The organism is Desulfoluna sp. CYM3A, from assembly GCF_056829965.1.
This window is the reverse complement of the sequence record NZ_CP186556.1, coordinates 1,254,580-1,271,950: the sequence shown is the minus strand read 5'-3', so window position 1 is coordinate 1,271,950 and position 17,371 is coordinate 1,254,580. Positions and strand designations below refer to the sequence as shown.

The window sequence follows — 17,371 nt, the reverse complement described above, 5'->3', positions numbered from 1 at the left end:
GGTGGCACACCTTGCCGCCGGAGGCTGTTTTTTGGGGCTGAATAGTTACGACGGGTTTAACAAACAGGGGTTAAAACCCGGCCTTGAGCCAGTCCATGGCAAAGCCCTTTTCCATGAGCTGCCTGCCATGGGCACCCGTGGCAAAGGCCAGGAAACGGGTCGTTGCACCGGACGCATTTTTTCGGCTGACCAGGCTGCGCCGAGCAAGGAAGGGGTACCGACCGTTCTTCTCGGATGCCCGGCACGGGGCCACACCGTCCACGGCCAGGTGCTTTGAGTTGGCGTCAAAGAACATCCTCGGCACCATGGCGACGGCCATCTCGTTGGCCGCAATCTCATCGAGCTGGTTGTCCGTCACCTCTACGTACATCACCGACTCTTCCAGGCGCGCCGTGTTTTTTGTGATGCCGCTTTCCGCAAGGGCCTTGTCCAGCAGGGAGTCGTAACTTGCACCGCACCGCTGCTTATACAAAAGGATCTCCATATCCTTGCCGCCCACCTCTTTCCAGTTGGTGATGTTCCCGGCAAAGATGTCAAGGACCTGTCGGTTTGTCAGGGTATCCACAGGGTTTGCCTTGCTCACGGCCACGGCATAGGCCATGGGATCAAGGGGTGTCTCCACCAGGCCTGCGGCTTTCTCCTCTTCGGTGAGGGGTCTTAAAAGCGTTCCGATGTCGGCGGCGCCCGAGCGAACGGCGGCCACCCCCGCCTCCAGCCCGGCGCAGTCCTCGTTCATGGAAAATGCAAAAGGCGTCTCGCTGCGAAAGGGATTGGGAAGCCCTTCCTGGGTCTCATGGGTGACAACCACGCTGTTGAAAATACACCGCCCGGTCACTGCCACGGTGAGATCCTGTCCGGGCCCGGCAAACAGGTTGCCCGGAAACAACACCGATGCCGCGCAAAGGGCCCCCGCCCCTGCCGCTGTTCGTTTCAAAAAATCGCGCCGTGAACATGTTGCCCCACATGTGCATGATTTTGTCATGATACCTCTCCCTTCCACATTTTCTTTGCTGTATAAATTTTTCTTGGCTTGCCAAACAAATCTGCCTGGCCGAGATAAATATGGAAGGTAAAATTCTTTGTCAATACCAAAATTAGGCAACAACCCATCAACCGGGAATCACCAACACATCATCCGCCAACGGATCCATCAAAATAACAAGGCCATAGACATTCAGTTGCGGATGGTGGGGCTACTCTGTTTTTCCACCCCGCCCCGAGGCGTTGCGGGCCTTTCCCCGCCACAACCGACGTGGCGGAGGCCTGGTTATCCCGTTGCCCCAAGGGGTTCAGGCGCCTTGACAAATGGGGTTCGACCGACTAATACCGTATTTTTTAGGAAAGACAAAATTTATTTATACCAACAAAAAACCGGAAGGATGTTCAGCCCAATGATATCCCACGACACCCTCATGAGAAACCTCCCCGGCATGGTCTACCGGAGGATCAACGACGGCTACTGGAGCATCGACTATGTCAGCGAAGGGGCCCGCAAACTCTTTGGGGAGACCCCCTACCGAATGATCCTGACCCGGCGGGCCAAGCTGGCCAACCTGGTCCATGAGGCATGTGTCGACGAAGTTATCCGGGCATCGGAGCAGGCCATGCATAGGCACAAACCCTATCAGCTCATTTACCGCGTCAATTCGCTGACAGAACGGGACAAGTGGGTCTGGGACCGAGGGGAAGGCATCTACGATGACAAGGGGGTCCTCATCGCAGCCGAAGGGTTCATCACCGATTTTACAGAACACAAGGAGATGGAAGAGGAGCTGCGAAGATTCGCTGAACTGCCAGGTGGCACTCAAGACGGCTTCCATGCCATGACCGGCGCATCCCCTGCCATGCAGGAGCTCTACACCATGATCGAAAAAGCAGCCGAAACCACGGCCCCGGTCATCGTCAACGGAGAGTCCGGCACTGGCAAAGAGCTGGTCTCCCGCACCATCCATGACATCGGCCCCAGAAAGGAAAAAAACTTTGTGCCGGTCAACTGCGGCGCCATTCCGGAAAACCTTATGGAGTCCGAGTTCTTCGGCCACTGCAAGGGGGCTTTTTCCGGGGCCCACTCCGACAGGGAAGGCCTTCTGGACAAGGCCGACGGCGGCACCCTCTTTCTGGATGAAATCGGTGAGATCGGGCTTTCCATGCAGACCAAACTCCTTCGGGCCATTGAGGGCGGCGGATACACCCCGGTGGGGGGGCGGCAGGTGAAGGTCCCGGATATCCGCATCGTCTCTGCCACCAACCGGGATCTTTCCGAGCTGGTGCGCCGAGGAACAATGCGGGAGGATTTCTTCTACAGGATCCATGTGGTCCCCATCAAGGTGCCGCCTGCGGCAGGCCGATGTCCCCTGGTGGACCGCTTCATCAAGGCCTGGCCCGGGGAGACAAAGCCCGGGGCGTCTGAAATGTCCGCCATCATGGCCTACGACTGGCCGGGAAACATCCGGGAGCTGGAAAACGTCCTCAGGCGCTATGCCACCCTGGGACGCCTGGACCTGCCCACCGCCTGCCGGGCCCCGGCAAGCTGCCCGGGCCTGGAGAGGGGCCCCCTCAAAGCCCGCCTTGCCGCCCTGGAAAAGCAGATGATCGAAAGGGCGTTAAAGGAGAACAACCACAATCGCACCGTGCGAGCTGGCCATTGACCGGCGCTCCCTCTACACCAAGATCAAGGCGTACAACATCTCCCCCGGAGAGTAACGGGAAAAAAGCCCCCGCACCGGGGGTTTTCTTCCCGCCACCGTCAAGGGGCCCTCCTTCCAAGGCTTTCCGCGGCGAGGGTGCGCAAAGTCGGGAAGATGGCTTCCCATTGGCAAAAAATCAGGCAAGCCTAAAAATTTACAGTTAATGAAAATAATTTACAGACCTTATGGCATTTGCACTCAGGTTGGCCCGCAATATGCTCTATCTCCCGGTACGCAATTGAACCCCATGGGCCTTTGCCAGCGCCACGAGCCGTCCCACAGATCAAGGCCGGCGCATGCAACGCCCTGCAACCGAAGGAGAGCACCATGTCCGAACCAACCGAAATGCGGAACCTCATCATGATCGGAGACAAGCTGGCCCACACCGCAAGGGCCCTGGGAGTCCTGCCCCGGGCCATGGTCACCAGCCAGATCCCCCTCATCGAAGACTTTTTCCCCGGCATCGACCACCTGGAGTGCACCCGCTGCATCATGACCACCAAGCGACGCATCCTTCACACAGCCGCCAAGCGGGGCGGAATACAAACAATCCTTTTGGAAAAGGACACCGCCGCCAGCGACTACTGGTGCGGGGAAGGCTTCGACCCCTCAGAGATGGAAAACGAGCTCACCTCCGACGGCTACGAGGTATCGGTGGTGGACTTTTCACAGGGAATTCACCACGGCATCCGCGACACAGGCAAGGTCCTTGGCCGGGACAAGCTGGCGGAGCGCTTGATCAGGCACTATGACGCCCAGCTTGAGGAGGTAAACGCCCTCCTGCCCTTGGGGGACAAAAAACGCGTTGCCGCCTTCGTGGGCTTCATGCACCCCATGACCCATGAGAACTTCCTGATCCCACAGGCGTGCGACAGCTTTCTCAATCAAAAGGTCATGGAACCCTTGGGGCTAAAGAACGCCCTGGAGGACCTGGGCCCCCTGGATGAGCTCTCCCCAGCTGAGATGATGCAACGGCTCACCCAAACCGCACCGGAGGTCATCGTGATCACCGGAAACGCCCAGGCAGGGCTCATGGCCATCCGGGACGCGGCAGATGCCGACCCCGCCTTCCGGGAGGTCCCCGCCGTAAAAAACCATGCCGTCCATGCCCTGCCCGCCTGTAGCGGCGGGGAACCTGCGGACTACCCGCAGATCCTCGGCGCATGGGCCCACGCCCTTGGCCACAAAGAGCGTGGAACGATTTGACCCGCAGCGACGGGACACAAAGCAATACCAGGAGATGAACGTGAAAAAGCAGATTTTTAAACTACCCATGATGGTGTGCATGGCCCTCATGGCCACCCAGGCCCTGGCCGAAGAGCCGAACATCCCGGCAAAACCCCAGGATCCCCCGGCTGTTGCCACACGCATGGACAGCATGGTGGTCACGGCCACGCGCACCAAAACCAGCGCCTTTGACGTGCCCGCCTCGGCCTCTGTGGTGGACGCGGATACCATTGAGCAGGACCGACCCGACAACCTGGCCGACATCCTGGAGAGCATTCCCGGCGTGGACATCTCAGGAGACGCGGCCCACGCCCAGCAACCGGCCTTGAGGGGCCTGCCCGAAAGCCAGACCATCATCAAGGTGGACGGGGCCCGTGAAAACTACGTGCAAAAAGCAGGGGACGCCCAGTCCACAATTCTCGTGGACCCGGATCTTTTAAAAGAGGTGGAGGTGGTCCGTGGTCCGGCATCGGTGATGCACGGAGCCGGAGGCATCGGCGGGGTGATCTCTCTTACCACCAAGGACGCCGCCGATCTCTTGAAGCCCGGCCGGAACGTGGGGGCCATGGTCAAGGGCGGTGTCAGCACCGCCGGAGACGAAACCCATGGGACAGCAGCGGCCTTCGGGCGGTACGGCAACCTCGACATCCTGGCCACCGACGCCTTACCGGCGATGTGGAAACCAGCACCGAAGAAGAGGGCAAGAAGACCGTCAAACGGGACGGCAAAATCAAAAACGCCATGGTCAAGGCCACCTACACGCCCACAGATGCCCACACATTCTCCCTCAACGCCACCCGCTTTGATCAGGACATCACCTATAAAAAGGACGATTCCCGTTACCAGGCAGAGCAGGACAAGCTGATCGGCACCTGGCGCCTGACACCGGACAGCCCCCTGGTGGACGCCAAGATCACCGCCCTCTGGTCCAAGCGCGACGAAACCGTGGAGAACAACATCACCGACAAGCTGGAGTTCACCTCCATGGGCATCGACGCCCAGAACATCATGGCATTCAACACCGGAAGCCGCGTCTCCCATCGGCTGGTCTTCGGAGCGGACGCCTACCGGGACGAATACACGCCCAAGGCGGGTGATCCCGCCATGGCCTACACCAACCCTCCCGGACACGGGGAAGACGCCGGAGCCTTCATCCAGGACGAAATCGCCGTGCCCGGCGGGTTCACCCTGATCCCGGCCCTTCGCTACACCTGGTACTCCCGCACCGGCGACAACTCCGAATCCCCGGACGGTACCGAAGACCGTGTTTCCCCCAAAATGACCGTGGACTGGAAACCCGTTCCCTGGGCCGGGTTCCACACCACCTACGCCGAGTCCTTTCGGGCCCCCCTGGTGAGCGAAATGTTCACGGAACTCGACAGCCCCCATCCCTTCAACCCCATGATCCGCGTCAAGGTCCTGGCCAACCCGGACCTGAAGCCGGAACAGGCAGACACCTGGGAATGGGGCGCGCGTTTTGCCTTTGACGGGATGCTCGCCGATGACGACGCCCTGCGCATCAAAGGGGTCTACTTCCAGGAAAAGATCAAAGACCTCATCGACGCCAAAACCCTCCAGATGCCCGCACCTCCGGACTTCGAATTCGTCTCCACCATGGTAAACGTGGAATCCGTCAAGCGGGAAGGCTACGAGCTGGAACTTGCCTACAAGATAAAGAACCTGTCCCTCCTTCTGGGGCACTCAAAAATCATAGGCCGGGACGAAAAAACCAAAGAAAACGCCGGGGAAACACCCGCCACCACCCTGGTGCGGGCCGACTACCTTTTCAAGGCCCTGAACCTCAAGCTGGGCTGGCGCGCCCGATTCGTGGAGAGTTTTGAAAACGGCGACGACGAATACGAGTCCTACGAGGTCCACAGCCTCTCCTCCACCTTCAGGCCCACGTGGTTCCAAAACCGGGACCTGGCCCTTTACCTTAACGTGGACAACCTCTTTGACGAATCCTACGACGCCTACCACTTCAAAAACAGCGGCCCCGGCGGCGCACGGAGCATCAAGGCAGGGATGAGCATGATGTTTTAAAAGGAAAAAGCAGCCTCCGGCGGCCCTGCCGGGGGCAAAACGGTTAAAAAGTCGACCAAACAGGCTTCAACAGTTCTTCTTGAGTAAAGTTTGAAAAAAACGAGATAAATCGACTGAAACGGAGCGCCGCACTCCGGTGCGGCTTTTTAGTCCGTCGTTACCCGTGCCGCACCGGAGTGCGGCGCTCCAGGCGACAAGGGTACTCGGAGGGTGATGCAGATAGGCCGATAACCCAAAAGATAATCAAGGCTAACGTTTGTTTGAACGGCGGATGTGGTTTGACCCGAGGGATCCGCCTACGCCCATATCTGTGCGTCACCATTCGACAACGGCAATGGGCGACGGCGCGACAAGCGAAGGCAAAGGCGAAAGAGCATTCCCGAACCTGGGGTCCAGGGGATTTGTTCCCTGGCAACCGGAGGCAGTCCGGTTAAAGCTGATAGTCAACGGGTTACGTGAATGAGTCCCGGTCTTTCAAGGCTTGTGGGACAGCTCGTACAAACCACCAGCTTATGTATCGGGCGAAGCCCGAGCCGAAGGCGTTTGCGCATTTTCCTGAGGAACGAAGGGAAATGCGCAAACGCAATAAGCTTTTTCGAGGTGGCTCACCTCGCCGCCGGAGGCCTGCTTTTTCCACTCACGTTAACCATAGAAGGCACGCTTTTACCACACAACCCTTCCGGTGAGCCGGAAGCCAGACAAGGTATGTTCATCATGACGTTTCGTATTCCCCGGATTGTGCTCGTTCTTTTTGTACTGACCGTCTCCACGGCCCGTGCGGAAAGCCCGGGCACCGTCTTTTCCCACGCCTTAAGTTCCGGGGGGGCACCAAAATACAAGGCGGGGTTTACCCATTTTGATTACGTGAACCCCGACGCCCCCAAGGGCGGGGCCCTGCGGGATTATGCCATCGGAAGCTTCAACAGCTTCAACCCTTTTATTCTTAAAGGGGAGTGCGCTGCCGGGGTTGATCTGGTCTACGACAGCCTCATGGTAGAGTCCGAAGACGAGGACGGGGTGTACTACGGGCTGCTGGCAGAGGGCGTGGAGATGCCGGAAGACCGTTCCTGGGTCACTTTCCATCTGAGAAAAGAGGCCCGATTCCATGACGGCACCCCGGTGACGGCAGATGATGTGGTCTTCTCGTACAACGCCCTGATCAACAACTTCGGCAACACCCTGAAAAAGTACTACGAAGAGATCAAAGGGGTGGAGGCCCTTGACCCATACAGGGTGAAGTTCACAGTCAAAGACAGGGCGAGCCGGGAACTTCCCGCCATCCTGGCCCAGATCGCCGTCTTGCCGGAGCATGCCTGGCAAGGCCGTGATTTTTCCGCCACCACCCTGGATCTCCCCTTGGGAAGCGGTCCTTACCGCATCGCGTCTTTCAAGCAGGGTCGAAGCATCACCTACGAGCGCGTCAAAGACTACTGGGCCCGGGACCTTCCCGTGTGTCGCGGCATATATAACGTTGATACCATCACCGTCGATTACTTTCGAGACGGCACCGTGGCCATGGAAGCCTTTCGGGCCGGGCTCTACGACTACCGTTTGGAAACCTCGGCCAAGACCTGGGCCACCATGTACAAGGGACCGGCCTTTGACCGGGGCGAGATCAAGCGTGTCATCCTTCCCCACCGGCTTCCCCAGGGCATGGAAGGCCTCGTGTTCAACACCCGCAGGCCGGTGTTCAAAAATCCACGGGTCCGCTACGCCCTCCTCCTCGCCTTTGATTACGATTGGGCGAAAAAGCGGCTCTACTATGGTGAGCCCCGGCGTTTTACCAGCTACTTCTTTAATTCAGATTTTGCCGCCCCTCCCCTTCCGGGCCCTGAGGAGAGAGCGCTTCTGGCCCCGTTCAGAGACGAGTTGCCCGAAGAGATCTTCACCGCCCCCTACCGCATCCCGGAATCCAACGGATCCGGGCACATCCGGGAGCGCCTCATCCGGGCAGCCCAGATCCTCAAGGAAGAGGGCTGGCAGGTAAAAGACAACAGGCTCGTCTACGTCAAGGAGAAGGGCCCCGTAAAGAAGGGAAGCCCCTTTCGATTCCAGTTCCTCTCGGATTCGACGGCCACGGACCGACTCCTGCTGCCGTTTCAAAGGAACCTGGCTCGCCTGGGCATCGAGATGGTCATTCACCGCAGCGACATCTCCCAGTACATCCTGCGCATGCGAAGCTACGATTACGACATGATCAACGCAGGCTTCGGCTGCATGCCGACCCCGGGGGTTGAGATGAAACTGTACTGGCACTCGAAGAATGCCGACCGAAAAGGGGCCAGGAACCTTGCCGGGGTCAAGAGCCGGGCCGTGGATTTCCTGGTGGAAAAAATCCTCTCCGCACCGGACCGCACCTCACTCGTTTTCGCCATGCACGCCCTGGACCGGGTACTGCTACAGGGCACCTACATAATCCCCTTCGGGGCCATAAGCCACTACCGGCTGGCCTACAGGAACCAATTCGACATGCCCCATGTAATCACCGGCAAGAAACCCCAGGCCGTCACCTGGTGGGTACGACCGGACAATGGCGCCACCCCGGCAAGCCCGAAGGAGAAGTGATGGGCAGCTATATTCTCAAACGAATTTTCTACATGATCCCCACGCTGCTGGGGATCCTCACCGTCAACTTTTTTGTGATCCAGTTGGCACCGGGAGGGCCGGTGGAGCAGGTGATCTCCAAGATGCAGGGAGACCGCCGGTCCGTGGTGGAACGCATCTCCGGCCAGGAGGGGGACCTTGTCAGCACACCGGACACCTCCCTTGACCGGGTCAACCGATACAAAGGGGCCCAAGGCATCTCCCCTGAGATGATCCGGGAGATCGAAAAGCAGTTCGGATTCGATAAACCCATCCATGAACGCTACCTGGACATGCTGAAACGCTACCTCTGCTTTGATTTTGGGGAAAGCTTTTTCAGGGACCGCAAGGTGGTGGACATCATCCTTGAAAAAATGCCCGTCTCCATCTCCCTGGGACTCTGGAGCACCCTGTTGATCTACGGGATATCCATTCCTTTAGGCATCCGTAAGGCCGTCCACCACGGCAGCCGGTTCGACGTCTGGTCCAGCACCGTGGTGATCCTGATGAACTCCATCCCGGTGTTTCTCTTTGCCGTGCTTCTCATCACCGTGTTTGCCGGGGGCAGCTATCTCCAGTGGTTTCCCATGCGCGGACTGGTCTCCCCCGGGTTTGCGTCCCTCTCCTTCTGGGGAAAGATCATCGACTACCTCCACCACCTCTGCCTGCCCATCCTGGCCATGAGCATCGGGGGCATCGCAGGCCTCGCCCTTCTCACCAAAAACTCCTTTTTAGAGGAGATCAACAAGCTCTACGTGGTGACGGCCCGGGCCAAGGGGGTGACGGAAAAAAGGATCCTGTTGGGCCATGTGTTCCGCAACGCCATGATCATCGTTATCTCGGGCCTTCCGGCCACCTTTGTAAGCATCTTTTTCACCGGCTCCATGATGATCGAGGTGATCTTCTCCTTAGACGGCATGGGGCTCCTGGGGTTTGAGTCCACCATGCAGCGGGACTACCCGGTGATGTTCGCCAACCTCTACATCGGCCTTCTCATGGGCCTGGCCCTGAAGATCATCAGCGACATCACCTATGTGTGGGTGGACCCGCGCATCTCCTTTGACGAAAGCGAGGCATGACCATGGCATGGATCAACCTGTCCCCCATCGGCAAGCGGCGCGTGCGGGCCTTTCGGTCCAACGGCCGGGCCTTTTACTCCCTTGTGCTCTTTTCCGTGCTCTTTGCCTTGAGCCTCATGGCCGAGGTCATCGCCAACGACGCGCCCCTTCTGGTGAGATTCCAGAAGCACTGGTACCTGCCCGTGATTCAGGACATCCCGGAAACGGCCTTTGGGGGCGTGTTTGAAACCACGGCGGATTTCACGGATCCCCAGGTCCAGGCACTCATCAACGACAAGGGCTGGATGCTCTGGCCCCCCATCCGCCTCCATTACAACACGGTGAATTTTGCCCGCCCCGTCTTCCCGGCCCCGCCCAACGGCCAAAACCTGCTGGGCACCGACGACCACGGCCGGGACATCTTTGTGCGGCTGCTTTACGGATTTCGCACCTCGGTGACCTTCGGGCTCCTCCTCACCCTCTTCAGCTCGGCCATCGGCATCTCCGTGGGGGCTGTCCAGGGCTACTTCGGGGGAAAAATCGACATGCTGGGACAAAGGCTCATGGAGATCTGGTCGGGGGTGCCCCTGCTCTATATCCTCATCATCATCTCCAGCTTCATCGAGCCGGGATTCTGGATCATCCTGGGCATCATGCTCCTCTTCAGCTGGATGGGCCTGGTGGATGTGGTCCGGGCTGAGTTCCTCCGCTGCCGGAACTTGGAGTACGTAAGGGCCGCACGGGCCCTGGGCATCGGGGACCGCAAAATCATGTGGCGGCACGTCCTGCCCAACTCCCTCATCTCGGTGTTCAGCTTTCTGCCCTTTATCCTGAGCGGCTCCATCACCACCCTCACCTCCCTGGACTTCCTGGGCTTTGGCCTGCCCCCGGGCTCCCCGGCCCTGGGTGAGCTTCTGGCCCAGGGAAAGGCCAACCAGCACGCACCATGGATCGGCCTCTCCGCCTTCGTGGTCCTGGCCCTCATGCTGAGCCTGCTCGTGTTTATCGGAGAAGGCGTGCGCGACGCCTTTGACCCAAGGCACCAGATTCGGGGGTGAGCAGCAGGAAAAGCGTGCCTCCGGCGGCCAGGGGATTTTTAGCCTAAGTGGCTTCGCCACCCCTGGACCCCAGGTTCGGGAATGCTCTTTCGCTCTTCGTCCTCAGGCTCATCACATTCCCTGACGGGCTTCGCCCGTGAGTATGCCGACGGCAGTTGTCATCATTGCTTTGTCAGGGTCTCTTTCGTTCCCAGGCTCCGCCTGGGAATGATACACGGAGGCTCTGCCTCCACGTTTGAAATCGCTTCGTGCTGCACACATGTGATCCATATATGTGCTTCTGCTTACCCCCTTCAAGGCGGAGCCCGAGCCGGAGCGCAATGGCTATCAGATTTCGAGGCAGGGCCAACGCATTTAAAAATTCAGTTTTTCCCGCGGGGTCGCTTTTTGAAAAAAGCTCCGCAAAAACGTTCCGGTAATCAAGGCGCTTATCGCCAGCCCCGCAGGGGCCGAAGATAAGCACCTTGATAAATTAAAAAATAAGAGGGGGCTATACCCTGCAGGGGCGTACCCTCAAAAAATAAAATCTCTTTATCAAACGTTTCAAACGTTTGGCCCCCGGCAGGGCCGCCGGAGGCAAATAAAATTCAGGAGAGATCATTGACCCTATCCCCAGTGTTAAACGTTGAAGACCTGCATATATCCTTTTCTGAAAACGGCATGGAAAAAGAGGTGGTCAAAGGAATCTCCTTTGCCGTCAAACGGGGGGAAATCGTTGCCATCGTGGGCGAGAGCGGGGCGGGTAAATCCGTGGCAGCCCAATCGGTCTTGCGGCTGCTGCCTGAATCCGGGACCCGCATTCGGGGCGAGATAACCCTTGAAGACCAACATATCCTGGAGCTGTCCGATAAGGAGATGCGAAGGGTGCGGGGCAAAAGTGCTGGAATGATTTTTCAGGAGCCCATGACCGCCTTGAACCCTCTCCACACCGTTGAAAAACAGATCATCGAAGGGCTCCTGTGCCACACGCGGATTGAACGAAAGGAGGCCAGACAGCAAGCCCTGGAGCTGCTCCATGCCGTGGGTATCGATCAAGCCGAAGAGCGCCTCGGCCATCACCCCCACCAGCTGTCGGGGGGCCAGAGGCAGCGTGTGATGATCGCCATGGCCATTGCCTCAAATCCGGGCCTTCTCATCGCCGACGAGCCCACCACGGCCCTGGACGTCACGGTACAGGCCAGGGTGCTGGCCCTGTTGTCCAGGCTCAAGAAAACACGCAACATGGGCATCCTGCTCATCACCCACGACCTTGGGGTGGTCCGGCACGTGGCCGACCGGGTCTACGTAATGCGAGGCGGCGAATTCGTCGAGACGGGAACCCCCGACGAGCTCTTCAAAGCGCCCCGACATCCCTACACCCGCCAGCTTGTGACGGCCCATGCGACGCCACCAGAGCCACGAAACATGGAGTATGTGAACCCGAAGCCACGACATCAAGGTTCATTTCCATAATAAAGGGGACAGGTTCTTTTTTCAGAAGCGACGTATCACCCGCGCCGTGGACGGGGTCTCCTTCGACATAAAGGCCGGAGAGAGCCTGGGCATCGTGGGGGAAAGTGGCTCCGGCAAATCCACACTGGCCTTGGCCCTTTTGCGCCTGATCCGATGCCGGGGGCGTATCGAGTTTCTGGGATCCCGTCTGGATGCCTTACCCCATGCCGACCTCAACCGCGTCAGACAAAAGATCCAAGTCGTGTTCCAAGACCCCTTTGCCAGCCTCTCCCCCCGCATGAGCGTTCGGGAGATCGTTGCCGAGGGCCTCAGCCACCACGACCCCAAAAATCGTGACACCCACCCACGGATTATTAAAGAGGCCATCACCGAGGTGGGACTGTCCCCATCTATTCTGGACCGCTATCCCCACGAATTTTCAGGCGGCGAAAGGCAACGCATCGCCATTGCCAGGGCCCTGGTCCTGAACCCGGAGCTCATCATCCTGGACGAACCCACCTCGGCCCTGGACCGGTCCATCCAATTTCAGGTCACCACCCTTCTGAAGACTCTCCAGAAAACCCGAAACATCTCCTACCTTTTCATCTCCCATGACCTACGTATCATCCGCGCCCTTTGCGACCGGGTGTTGGTTATGAAGCAGGGCCGCGTCGTGGAGTCCGGGAACACCCGGCAGATCTTTGAGACCCGACACAGCCCTACACCCGGGAGCTCCTGGCAGCAGCGTTGTAAGGGGACAGGTTCATATTCGATTTTTTCGAAAGCTATCCCTTACAACGGTATGCATATCAAAAGGCAGCACAGGCAAAAGTCAGATAAACACCTCACCATCTCAATGGTCAGCCAGCCGTTTCAATGAGTACATTCCCTTGATACCTCTGACTCGTTTTGGAATCTTCTCCCGCGTTGTATGAAACCGATCTTTAAAAATGTCATGACACGCTTGAACAAAGGCCCGGGAACCGATGACTCCAGAATCGGTAAAGTAACGGGTCCTGTACCGAAAATGTCTCACCACGTTTACTTCAAATCCTTTGGCGACTTCGGCATCCAAAATGACCTTCGATATCTTTGCGGCTCCGCTCTTCTCAATGGCGCCCACATGATAGAGGTATTCCCGGTATACCCGAATCTGGCTGGTCCCATCGGCTGTAGGCACCTCCGGCATTCCAAAATCCGACGAAAGAAACCCGTCTGTGTTTCCCGTCTGGATGTGGTAACCGATGGAGCACCATCGGTAATCTTCCGGGCGCGACACAATGCCTGCACGAACGGCGTTGAGATCGATATATGCAAGGCAATGGACCAGGGTATCTCCCTGTTGGACCAGTACGCTTTTGAACCGCTCACCCCAGAGGGTTCCCCGACGTTTTTTCCGCTTATTGTAAAAGCAGGAAAAGCTCTGCTTGATATCTTTGACATAGGCTGAAAGGTTACAGAAGCGTTCTCTGTACTCATCCAGACACCCCTCGGGAAACGCTATGCCCTCCCTGTAGAGAAGCTGGTAGCGCCTCCGGACCTCTTCATCGGAGACCATGGAGCCGGGAAGCACTTCCACAAGCAAGTGAAAGTGATTTCCCATGACGGCATAGCCAAAAACCTCCACACAATAGATACTGGAAAGCCTTTTGATAATGCGCACCAGTTCGTCTTTCTCGACATCACCGAACGGAAGCCCGTCCAGTGCGGTTCGGCTGATCACATGGTATGCGGCTTTCTGACCGGGGTCGGTCACAACCATACGGGGAACACGTGGCATGGCAACCTCCTCACAGGGGTATTGCGGTGTCACATTGAAAGTTGAACTGCACAAAAGATTTTCCATATGAATCAAACAAGATAGCATAGGACCAATCATGCCACGATTGCATTGATCGAGTCCAGCATAAAGAACCTGTCCCCAGATGGATAGCTTGCCATTTTTGTGTTGCTGGGGTACATCTCAAGGCATGGAAAAACCGTTTCACATCCGCGACCTTCTGGACACCCTGCACTTCCTTTCTGTAGACGAAGAGAGAGCCCAAATCTCGAGCCACGGCGAAGTGGACGAATCAAACCGACGTCTGGTCGAAAGCCAGGCCTGTGACGACGACCGGGCCCGCCTGGCACGCTGGCTCTCTGCACGCAGAGAAACCGCAAAGGAAACAAAGCGTCCCGGTGATCTCTTTGTCACGGCCTCCGCCCTTCTCTCGGCTGGCCTGGTCGGTATCGGGGCGATCACAGGCTACGGCGGGGTGTTTTCATTTCTTGCCTATTCAGGGGCAGCCCCGGTCAACGTGCTGGTCTTCTTTGTATTGTTCATCCTCATACAGGCCCTCCTCGCCACCGGAAGCGCCCTGCCCCTGCTCATGAAGATCAAGGCCCCTGAAAGCCTCAGCCCCTTTGGCGTCATGACAGGCCACCTCTTCTCCCGGGCCATGGAAAAGGCAATGAAGCGCCTCCCCGCAGAGCGGCGCACAGAAACCCAGGGGCTGTGGAGGCGACTGCAGGCAGACTCCCGGGCCTTCGGGCGCACACTCTTCTACCTGATATTCTCCCGGGTCCAGCTCTTTGCCGTGGCCTTTGCCATCGGGGCTCTCACCGCCTTTGCCACACGCATCCTCTTCTTTGATACAGCCTTCGGATGGCAAACCACCATAGGCGAAGGTGCAGCCCCCCAGGTGGTCCATGGCCTGGCCCAATGGGTTGCCCTGCCCTGGTCCTGGTGCTTTCCCGACGGTGTGGGCGTCCCGACCCTCGATGCCGTGGCCGGAAGCCGCGTTCTTTTAAAGGAGGGCATCAAAAATCTCTCCGGAGCCCACCTCACCTCCTGGTGGCCCTTCCTCGCCATGGGCCTTGTGATGTATGGACTCCTGCCCCGCCTCTGCCTTCTCCTCGTCTCCCAAAGGGGCCTTAAGCGAGCTGCGAACCGGGAACTTCTGGCCGCACCCCAAGTCCGGGTCCTGCTGGAGGCCCTGTGCGCCCCCTCTCTGACCACCAAAGTGACCGAATCCCATCGGGCCGAAGAGGCCGAAGCCGAACTGACACGGCGCAAAACAGCGACGCCCTCCGACACCACCCAAGCGCCCGCCCCCGAGGCTCCAGGCCCCGGGGTTCTTGTACCCGAAGAGCTGGAAGGCATGATCCCGGACCTCGGGCATCACCTGTCCGGCCTTTTGGCCTCCCCTGAGATCATCCCCGTCTCCATGGAAGAACCCGCCCGGTTGCCGGACCACCACGGTCGCCTCTACCTGGTCCAGGAGGCGTGGCAGGCACCCATCCGGGAAACCCTGGACTGGATTGAAGAGCTTTCCCGGTCGTGCACCGCCCCCCTGACGATCCTTCTCATCGGTGAAGTGGCCGAAGACGCCCTGGCACCGCCTGAAGAGAGCCATGTGCATATCTGGCGCAAGGTGATTGCAGCCCTTGCCCTGCCGGGCTTGAGGGTGGACGTAATCGAGCCTGGGTCAAAGGGCAATGGACCGGAACCCACGGCATAACCACCACGGCCAAAAGAGAACACGCTGCCCTGGTTTGATAAAGCCATCGGCCCCATGATATAAGGCAACCATGACCAACACGACCATCCCAGAATTTGCCATCCTCGGCCATCCCAACGAAGGGAAATCGACCCTGGTCTCCACCCTCACCGAGGACGACACCGTGCGGGTAAGCCCCTTCCCCGGCGAAACCACGGCCAGCCGCACCTACACAGTGACCCTGAACGAAAAGCCCCTCATTCGCTTTGTGGACACCCCGGGCTTTCAGGCACCGAAAAAGACCCTGGCCTGGTTCCGTGCCTATACAGGGAAACCGGAGCGTATCCTTGAGGCCTTCCTTGCCGAACACCAAGACGATAAAACCTTTGCCGACGAATGCGAGCTCCTGGCCCCCGTGGCGAAGGATGGGATCGTGCGTGGCGGACGGCTCCCGGCCCGTGCGCCAGAATGACCTGGCGGAAATGGAGATCCTTCGCCTCACGGGCCTGCCCCGCATGGCGGTGATCAACTGCAAGGGGGCAAACGAAAAACACCTGGCTGCCTGGCGGCAACCCGGCGAAAACCTTCAACGCCGTCCGGGTGTTGAACGCCCACACCGCAGCCGTCAAAGACCGGCTGGACCTGCTGGCGGCCCTCATGACCGTGGACCAGAATCAAGTCGCCCTGACCCATGTGGTGACGGCCCTGAACGAAGAGTGGGGCCACCGTCTCAGGCGAAGCGTCGATGCCATGGCCGAACTGTTCCGGTTTGCCCTCACCCACACGGTGTCTGCCTCCCTTGGCCAGAAGGAATCAAAGGAGGAGGCCGAACACAAACTGGCGCTCCGCTTCCAGGAAGACCTCCGAAAAAAAGAGGCTCGGACCCGGGAACAAATCCGCCGCACCTTCCGCCACAGTCTCTTTGATGTGACCATGCCCGAAGGGTCCGTCCTTCGCCAGGACCTCTTTGATAAACGCACCTTCAAACTCCTGGGCCTCACCCGCACACAGCTGGCCACGGCCGCAGCCACCTGCGGAGGGGCGGCAGGGGCCGTCATCGACCTGGCCGCCGCAGGCCACAGCCTCGGTCTCTTTACGGTCCTGGGCTCCGTTGGCGGCGCAGCCTCCGCTTTTCTGGGCGAAAGGCGCATGGCACGGGCCAAGGTCTCCGGCATTCCCTTGGGCGGCCAGGAGCTCACCCTGGGGCCCTGCCGGAACCTCCAGATGCCTTTTGTCCTGCTGGACCGGATCCTCCTCTACTTCACCCTCATCACCTCCCGGGCCCACGGAAAACGGGATGAGGCGGCCCTGGCCGTGGAAGAGGCCGCCCTTGCAGACGGCGGCGCCTCCCGCCATCCTTCTCCGCATGGACAAAAAGCCCTTCCAGGCCCTCTTCACCGCCGCGGGTAAAAAGGACGCCCCGGGCATTGAGGCCGCCCTTGCGAAAATTCGGGAAATCCTGTTTGCACGCATCAATGGATGATCGACAGCAACCATCCGATACGTCGTTGCCTTCTATGGTTAAAGTCGGGAGCAAAAGCAAGCCTCCGGCGGCGAGGGTGGCAAAGCCACAATAGCGAAAACACCTCGAAAGCTGATTGCCATTGCGCTTTGCCCTTCGTTCCTCAGGGCAAAGCGCAATGGCCTTCGGCTCGGGCTACGCCCGACATAAACGCTAATGATTTGTGCGGTCTGGCTCACAAGCTTCGAAGTCACAGGGTACGTTGTCGCTATTTGCCCATTGCCGATTTAACCGCACTGCCTTCGGCGGCCCTGCCGGGGGCCAAACGTTTGACAAACAGGTT

The 17,371-nt window shown here is 58.7% G+C and carries 13 protein-coding genes and 1 pseudogene; 12 read left to right on the top strand and 2 right to left on the bottom strand.

Going from position 1 to position 17,371, the window contains the following annotated elements; translation table 11 throughout:
• Positions 1-70: 70 nt before the first annotated feature.
• Positions 71-982, bottom strand: coding sequence for a substrate-binding domain-containing protein (locus ACOYW1_RS06710; RefSeq protein ID WP_482422173.1), 912 nt, complete (start codon positions 980-982; stop codon positions 71-73).
• Positions 983-1,391: 409 nt separating this feature from the next.
• Between ACOYW1_RS06710 and ACOYW1_RS06705 the strand changes: the two genes are divergently transcribed.
• From ACOYW1_RS06705 to ACOYW1_RS06665, 9 genes and pseudogenes are all read left to right on the top strand, one after another.
• A complete protein-coding gene (locus ACOYW1_RS06705) occupies positions 1,392-2,648 on the top strand; it encodes a sigma 54-interacting transcriptional regulator (protein WP_482422172.1) in 1,257 nt (418 codons plus the stop codon).
• 366 nt (positions 2,649-3,014) lie between these two features.
• Complete coding sequence (locus ACOYW1_RS06700) at positions 3,015-3,893, top strand: ABC transporter substrate-binding protein (RefSeq protein ID WP_482422171.1); 879 nt, start codon at positions 3,015-3,017, stop codon at positions 3,891-3,893.
• Positions 3,784-4,407 (top strand): annotated as a pseudogene (locus ACOYW1_RS06695) (TonB-dependent receptor plug domain-containing protein); the annotation flags it as partial. The gene ACOYW1_RS06700 and the pseudogene ACOYW1_RS06695, both read left to right, overlap by 110 nt.
• Before the next feature lie 182 nt (positions 4,408-4,589).
• A complete protein-coding gene (locus ACOYW1_RS06690) occupies positions 4,590-5,957 on the top strand; it encodes a TonB-dependent receptor domain-containing protein (protein WP_482422170.1) in 1,368 nt (455 codons plus the stop codon).
• A 705-nt stretch (positions 5,958-6,662) separates the two neighbouring features.
• Positions 6,663-8,522, top strand: coding sequence for an extracellular solute-binding protein (locus ACOYW1_RS06685; RefSeq protein WP_482422169.1), 1,860 nt, complete (start codon positions 6,663-6,665; stop codon positions 8,520-8,522).
• Positions 8,522-9,619 (top strand): microcin C ABC transporter permease YejB, encoded by a 1,098-nt coding sequence (locus ACOYW1_RS06680; protein ID WP_482422168.1) that lies wholly within the window; start codon positions 8,522-8,524, stop codon positions 9,617-9,619. Before ACOYW1_RS06685 ends, ACOYW1_RS06680 begins: the two co-directional genes overlap by 1 nt.
• The gene (locus tag ACOYW1_RS06675; RefSeq protein ID WP_482422167.1) at positions 9,616-10,656 is read left to right on the top strand and encodes an ABC transporter permease; all 1,041 of its coding nucleotides are present in this window, start codon (positions 9,616-9,618) and stop codon (positions 10,654-10,656) included. The genes ACOYW1_RS06680 and ACOYW1_RS06675 overlap by 4 nt, the downstream gene beginning before the upstream one ends.
• Before the next feature lie 600 nt (positions 10,657-11,256).
• Positions 11,257-12,108: an ATP-binding cassette domain-containing protein gene (locus ACOYW1_RS06670; RefSeq protein ID WP_482422166.1), complete on the top strand. Its 852-nt coding sequence runs from the start codon at positions 11,257-11,259 to the stop codon at positions 12,106-12,108.
• A gap of 46 nt (positions 12,109-12,154) precedes the next feature.
• Positions 12,155-12,967: an ATP-binding cassette domain-containing protein gene (locus ACOYW1_RS06665; RefSeq protein ID WP_482422165.1), complete on the top strand. Its 813-nt coding sequence runs from the start codon at positions 12,155-12,157 to the stop codon at positions 12,965-12,967.
• On the opposite strand, the gene ACOYW1_RS06660 is transcribed toward ACOYW1_RS06665, so the two are convergent.
• Complete coding sequence (locus ACOYW1_RS06660) at positions 12,941-13,867, bottom strand: transposase (RefSeq protein WP_482422164.1); 927 nt, start codon at positions 13,865-13,867, stop codon at positions 12,941-12,943. The two genes, ACOYW1_RS06665 and ACOYW1_RS06660, sit on opposite strands and share 27 nt — an antisense overlap.
• Before the next feature lie 190 nt (positions 13,868-14,057).
• On the opposite strand from ACOYW1_RS06660, the gene ACOYW1_RS06655 reads away from it, so the two are divergent.
• The 3 genes from ACOYW1_RS06655 (at position 14,058) to ACOYW1_RS06645 (ending at position 16,976) form a co-directional block, all read left to right on the top strand.
• Complete coding sequence (locus ACOYW1_RS06655) at positions 14,058-15,587, top strand: DUF2868 domain-containing protein (protein WP_482422163.1); 1,530 nt, start codon at positions 14,058-14,060, stop codon at positions 15,585-15,587.
• 70 nt (positions 15,588-15,657) lie between these two features.
• Positions 15,658-16,038, top strand: coding sequence for a GTPase (locus ACOYW1_RS06650; protein ID WP_482422162.1), 381 nt, complete (start codon positions 15,658-15,660; stop codon positions 16,036-16,038).
• Positions 16,039-16,124: 86 nt separating this feature from the next.
• A complete protein-coding gene (locus ACOYW1_RS06645) occupies positions 16,125-16,976 on the top strand; it encodes a DUF3482 domain-containing protein (protein ID WP_482423676.1) in 852 nt (283 codons plus the stop codon).
• The last annotated feature ends 395 nt before the right edge of the window (positions 16,977-17,371 follow it).

Bases quoted from the DNA above. Each gene is read 5' to 3' on its own strand.
- ACOYW1_RS06710 (WP_482422173.1), bottom strand. From the start codon at position 982: ATGACAAAATCATGCACATGTGGGGCAACATGTTCACGGCGCGATTTT.
- ACOYW1_RS06705 (WP_482422172.1), top strand. From the start codon at position 1,392: ATGATATCCCACGACACCCTCATGAGAAACCTCCCCGGCATGGTCTAC.
- ACOYW1_RS06700 (WP_482422171.1), top strand. From the start codon at position 3,015: ATGTCCGAACCAACCGAAATGCGGAACCTCATCATGATCGGAGACAAG.
- ACOYW1_RS06685 (WP_482422169.1), top strand. From the start codon at position 6,663: ATGTTCATCATGACGTTTCGTATTCCCCGGATTGTGCTCGTTCTTTTT.
- ACOYW1_RS06680 (WP_482422168.1), top strand. From the start codon at position 8,522: ATGGGCAGCTATATTCTCAAACGAATTTTCTACATGATCCCCACGCTG.
- ACOYW1_RS06675 (WP_482422167.1), top strand. From the start codon at position 9,616: ATGACCATGGCATGGATCAACCTGTCCCCCATCGGCAAGCGGCGCGTG.
- ACOYW1_RS06660 (WP_482422164.1), bottom strand. From the start codon at position 13,867: ATGCCACGTGTTCCCCGTATGGTTGTGACCGACCCCGGTCAGAAAGCC.
- ACOYW1_RS06655 (WP_482422163.1), top strand. From the start codon at position 14,058: ATGGAAAAACCGTTTCACATCCGCGACCTTCTGGACACCCTGCACTTC.
- ACOYW1_RS06650 (WP_482422162.1), top strand. From the start codon at position 15,658: ATGACCAACACGACCATCCCAGAATTTGCCATCCTCGGCCATCCCAAC.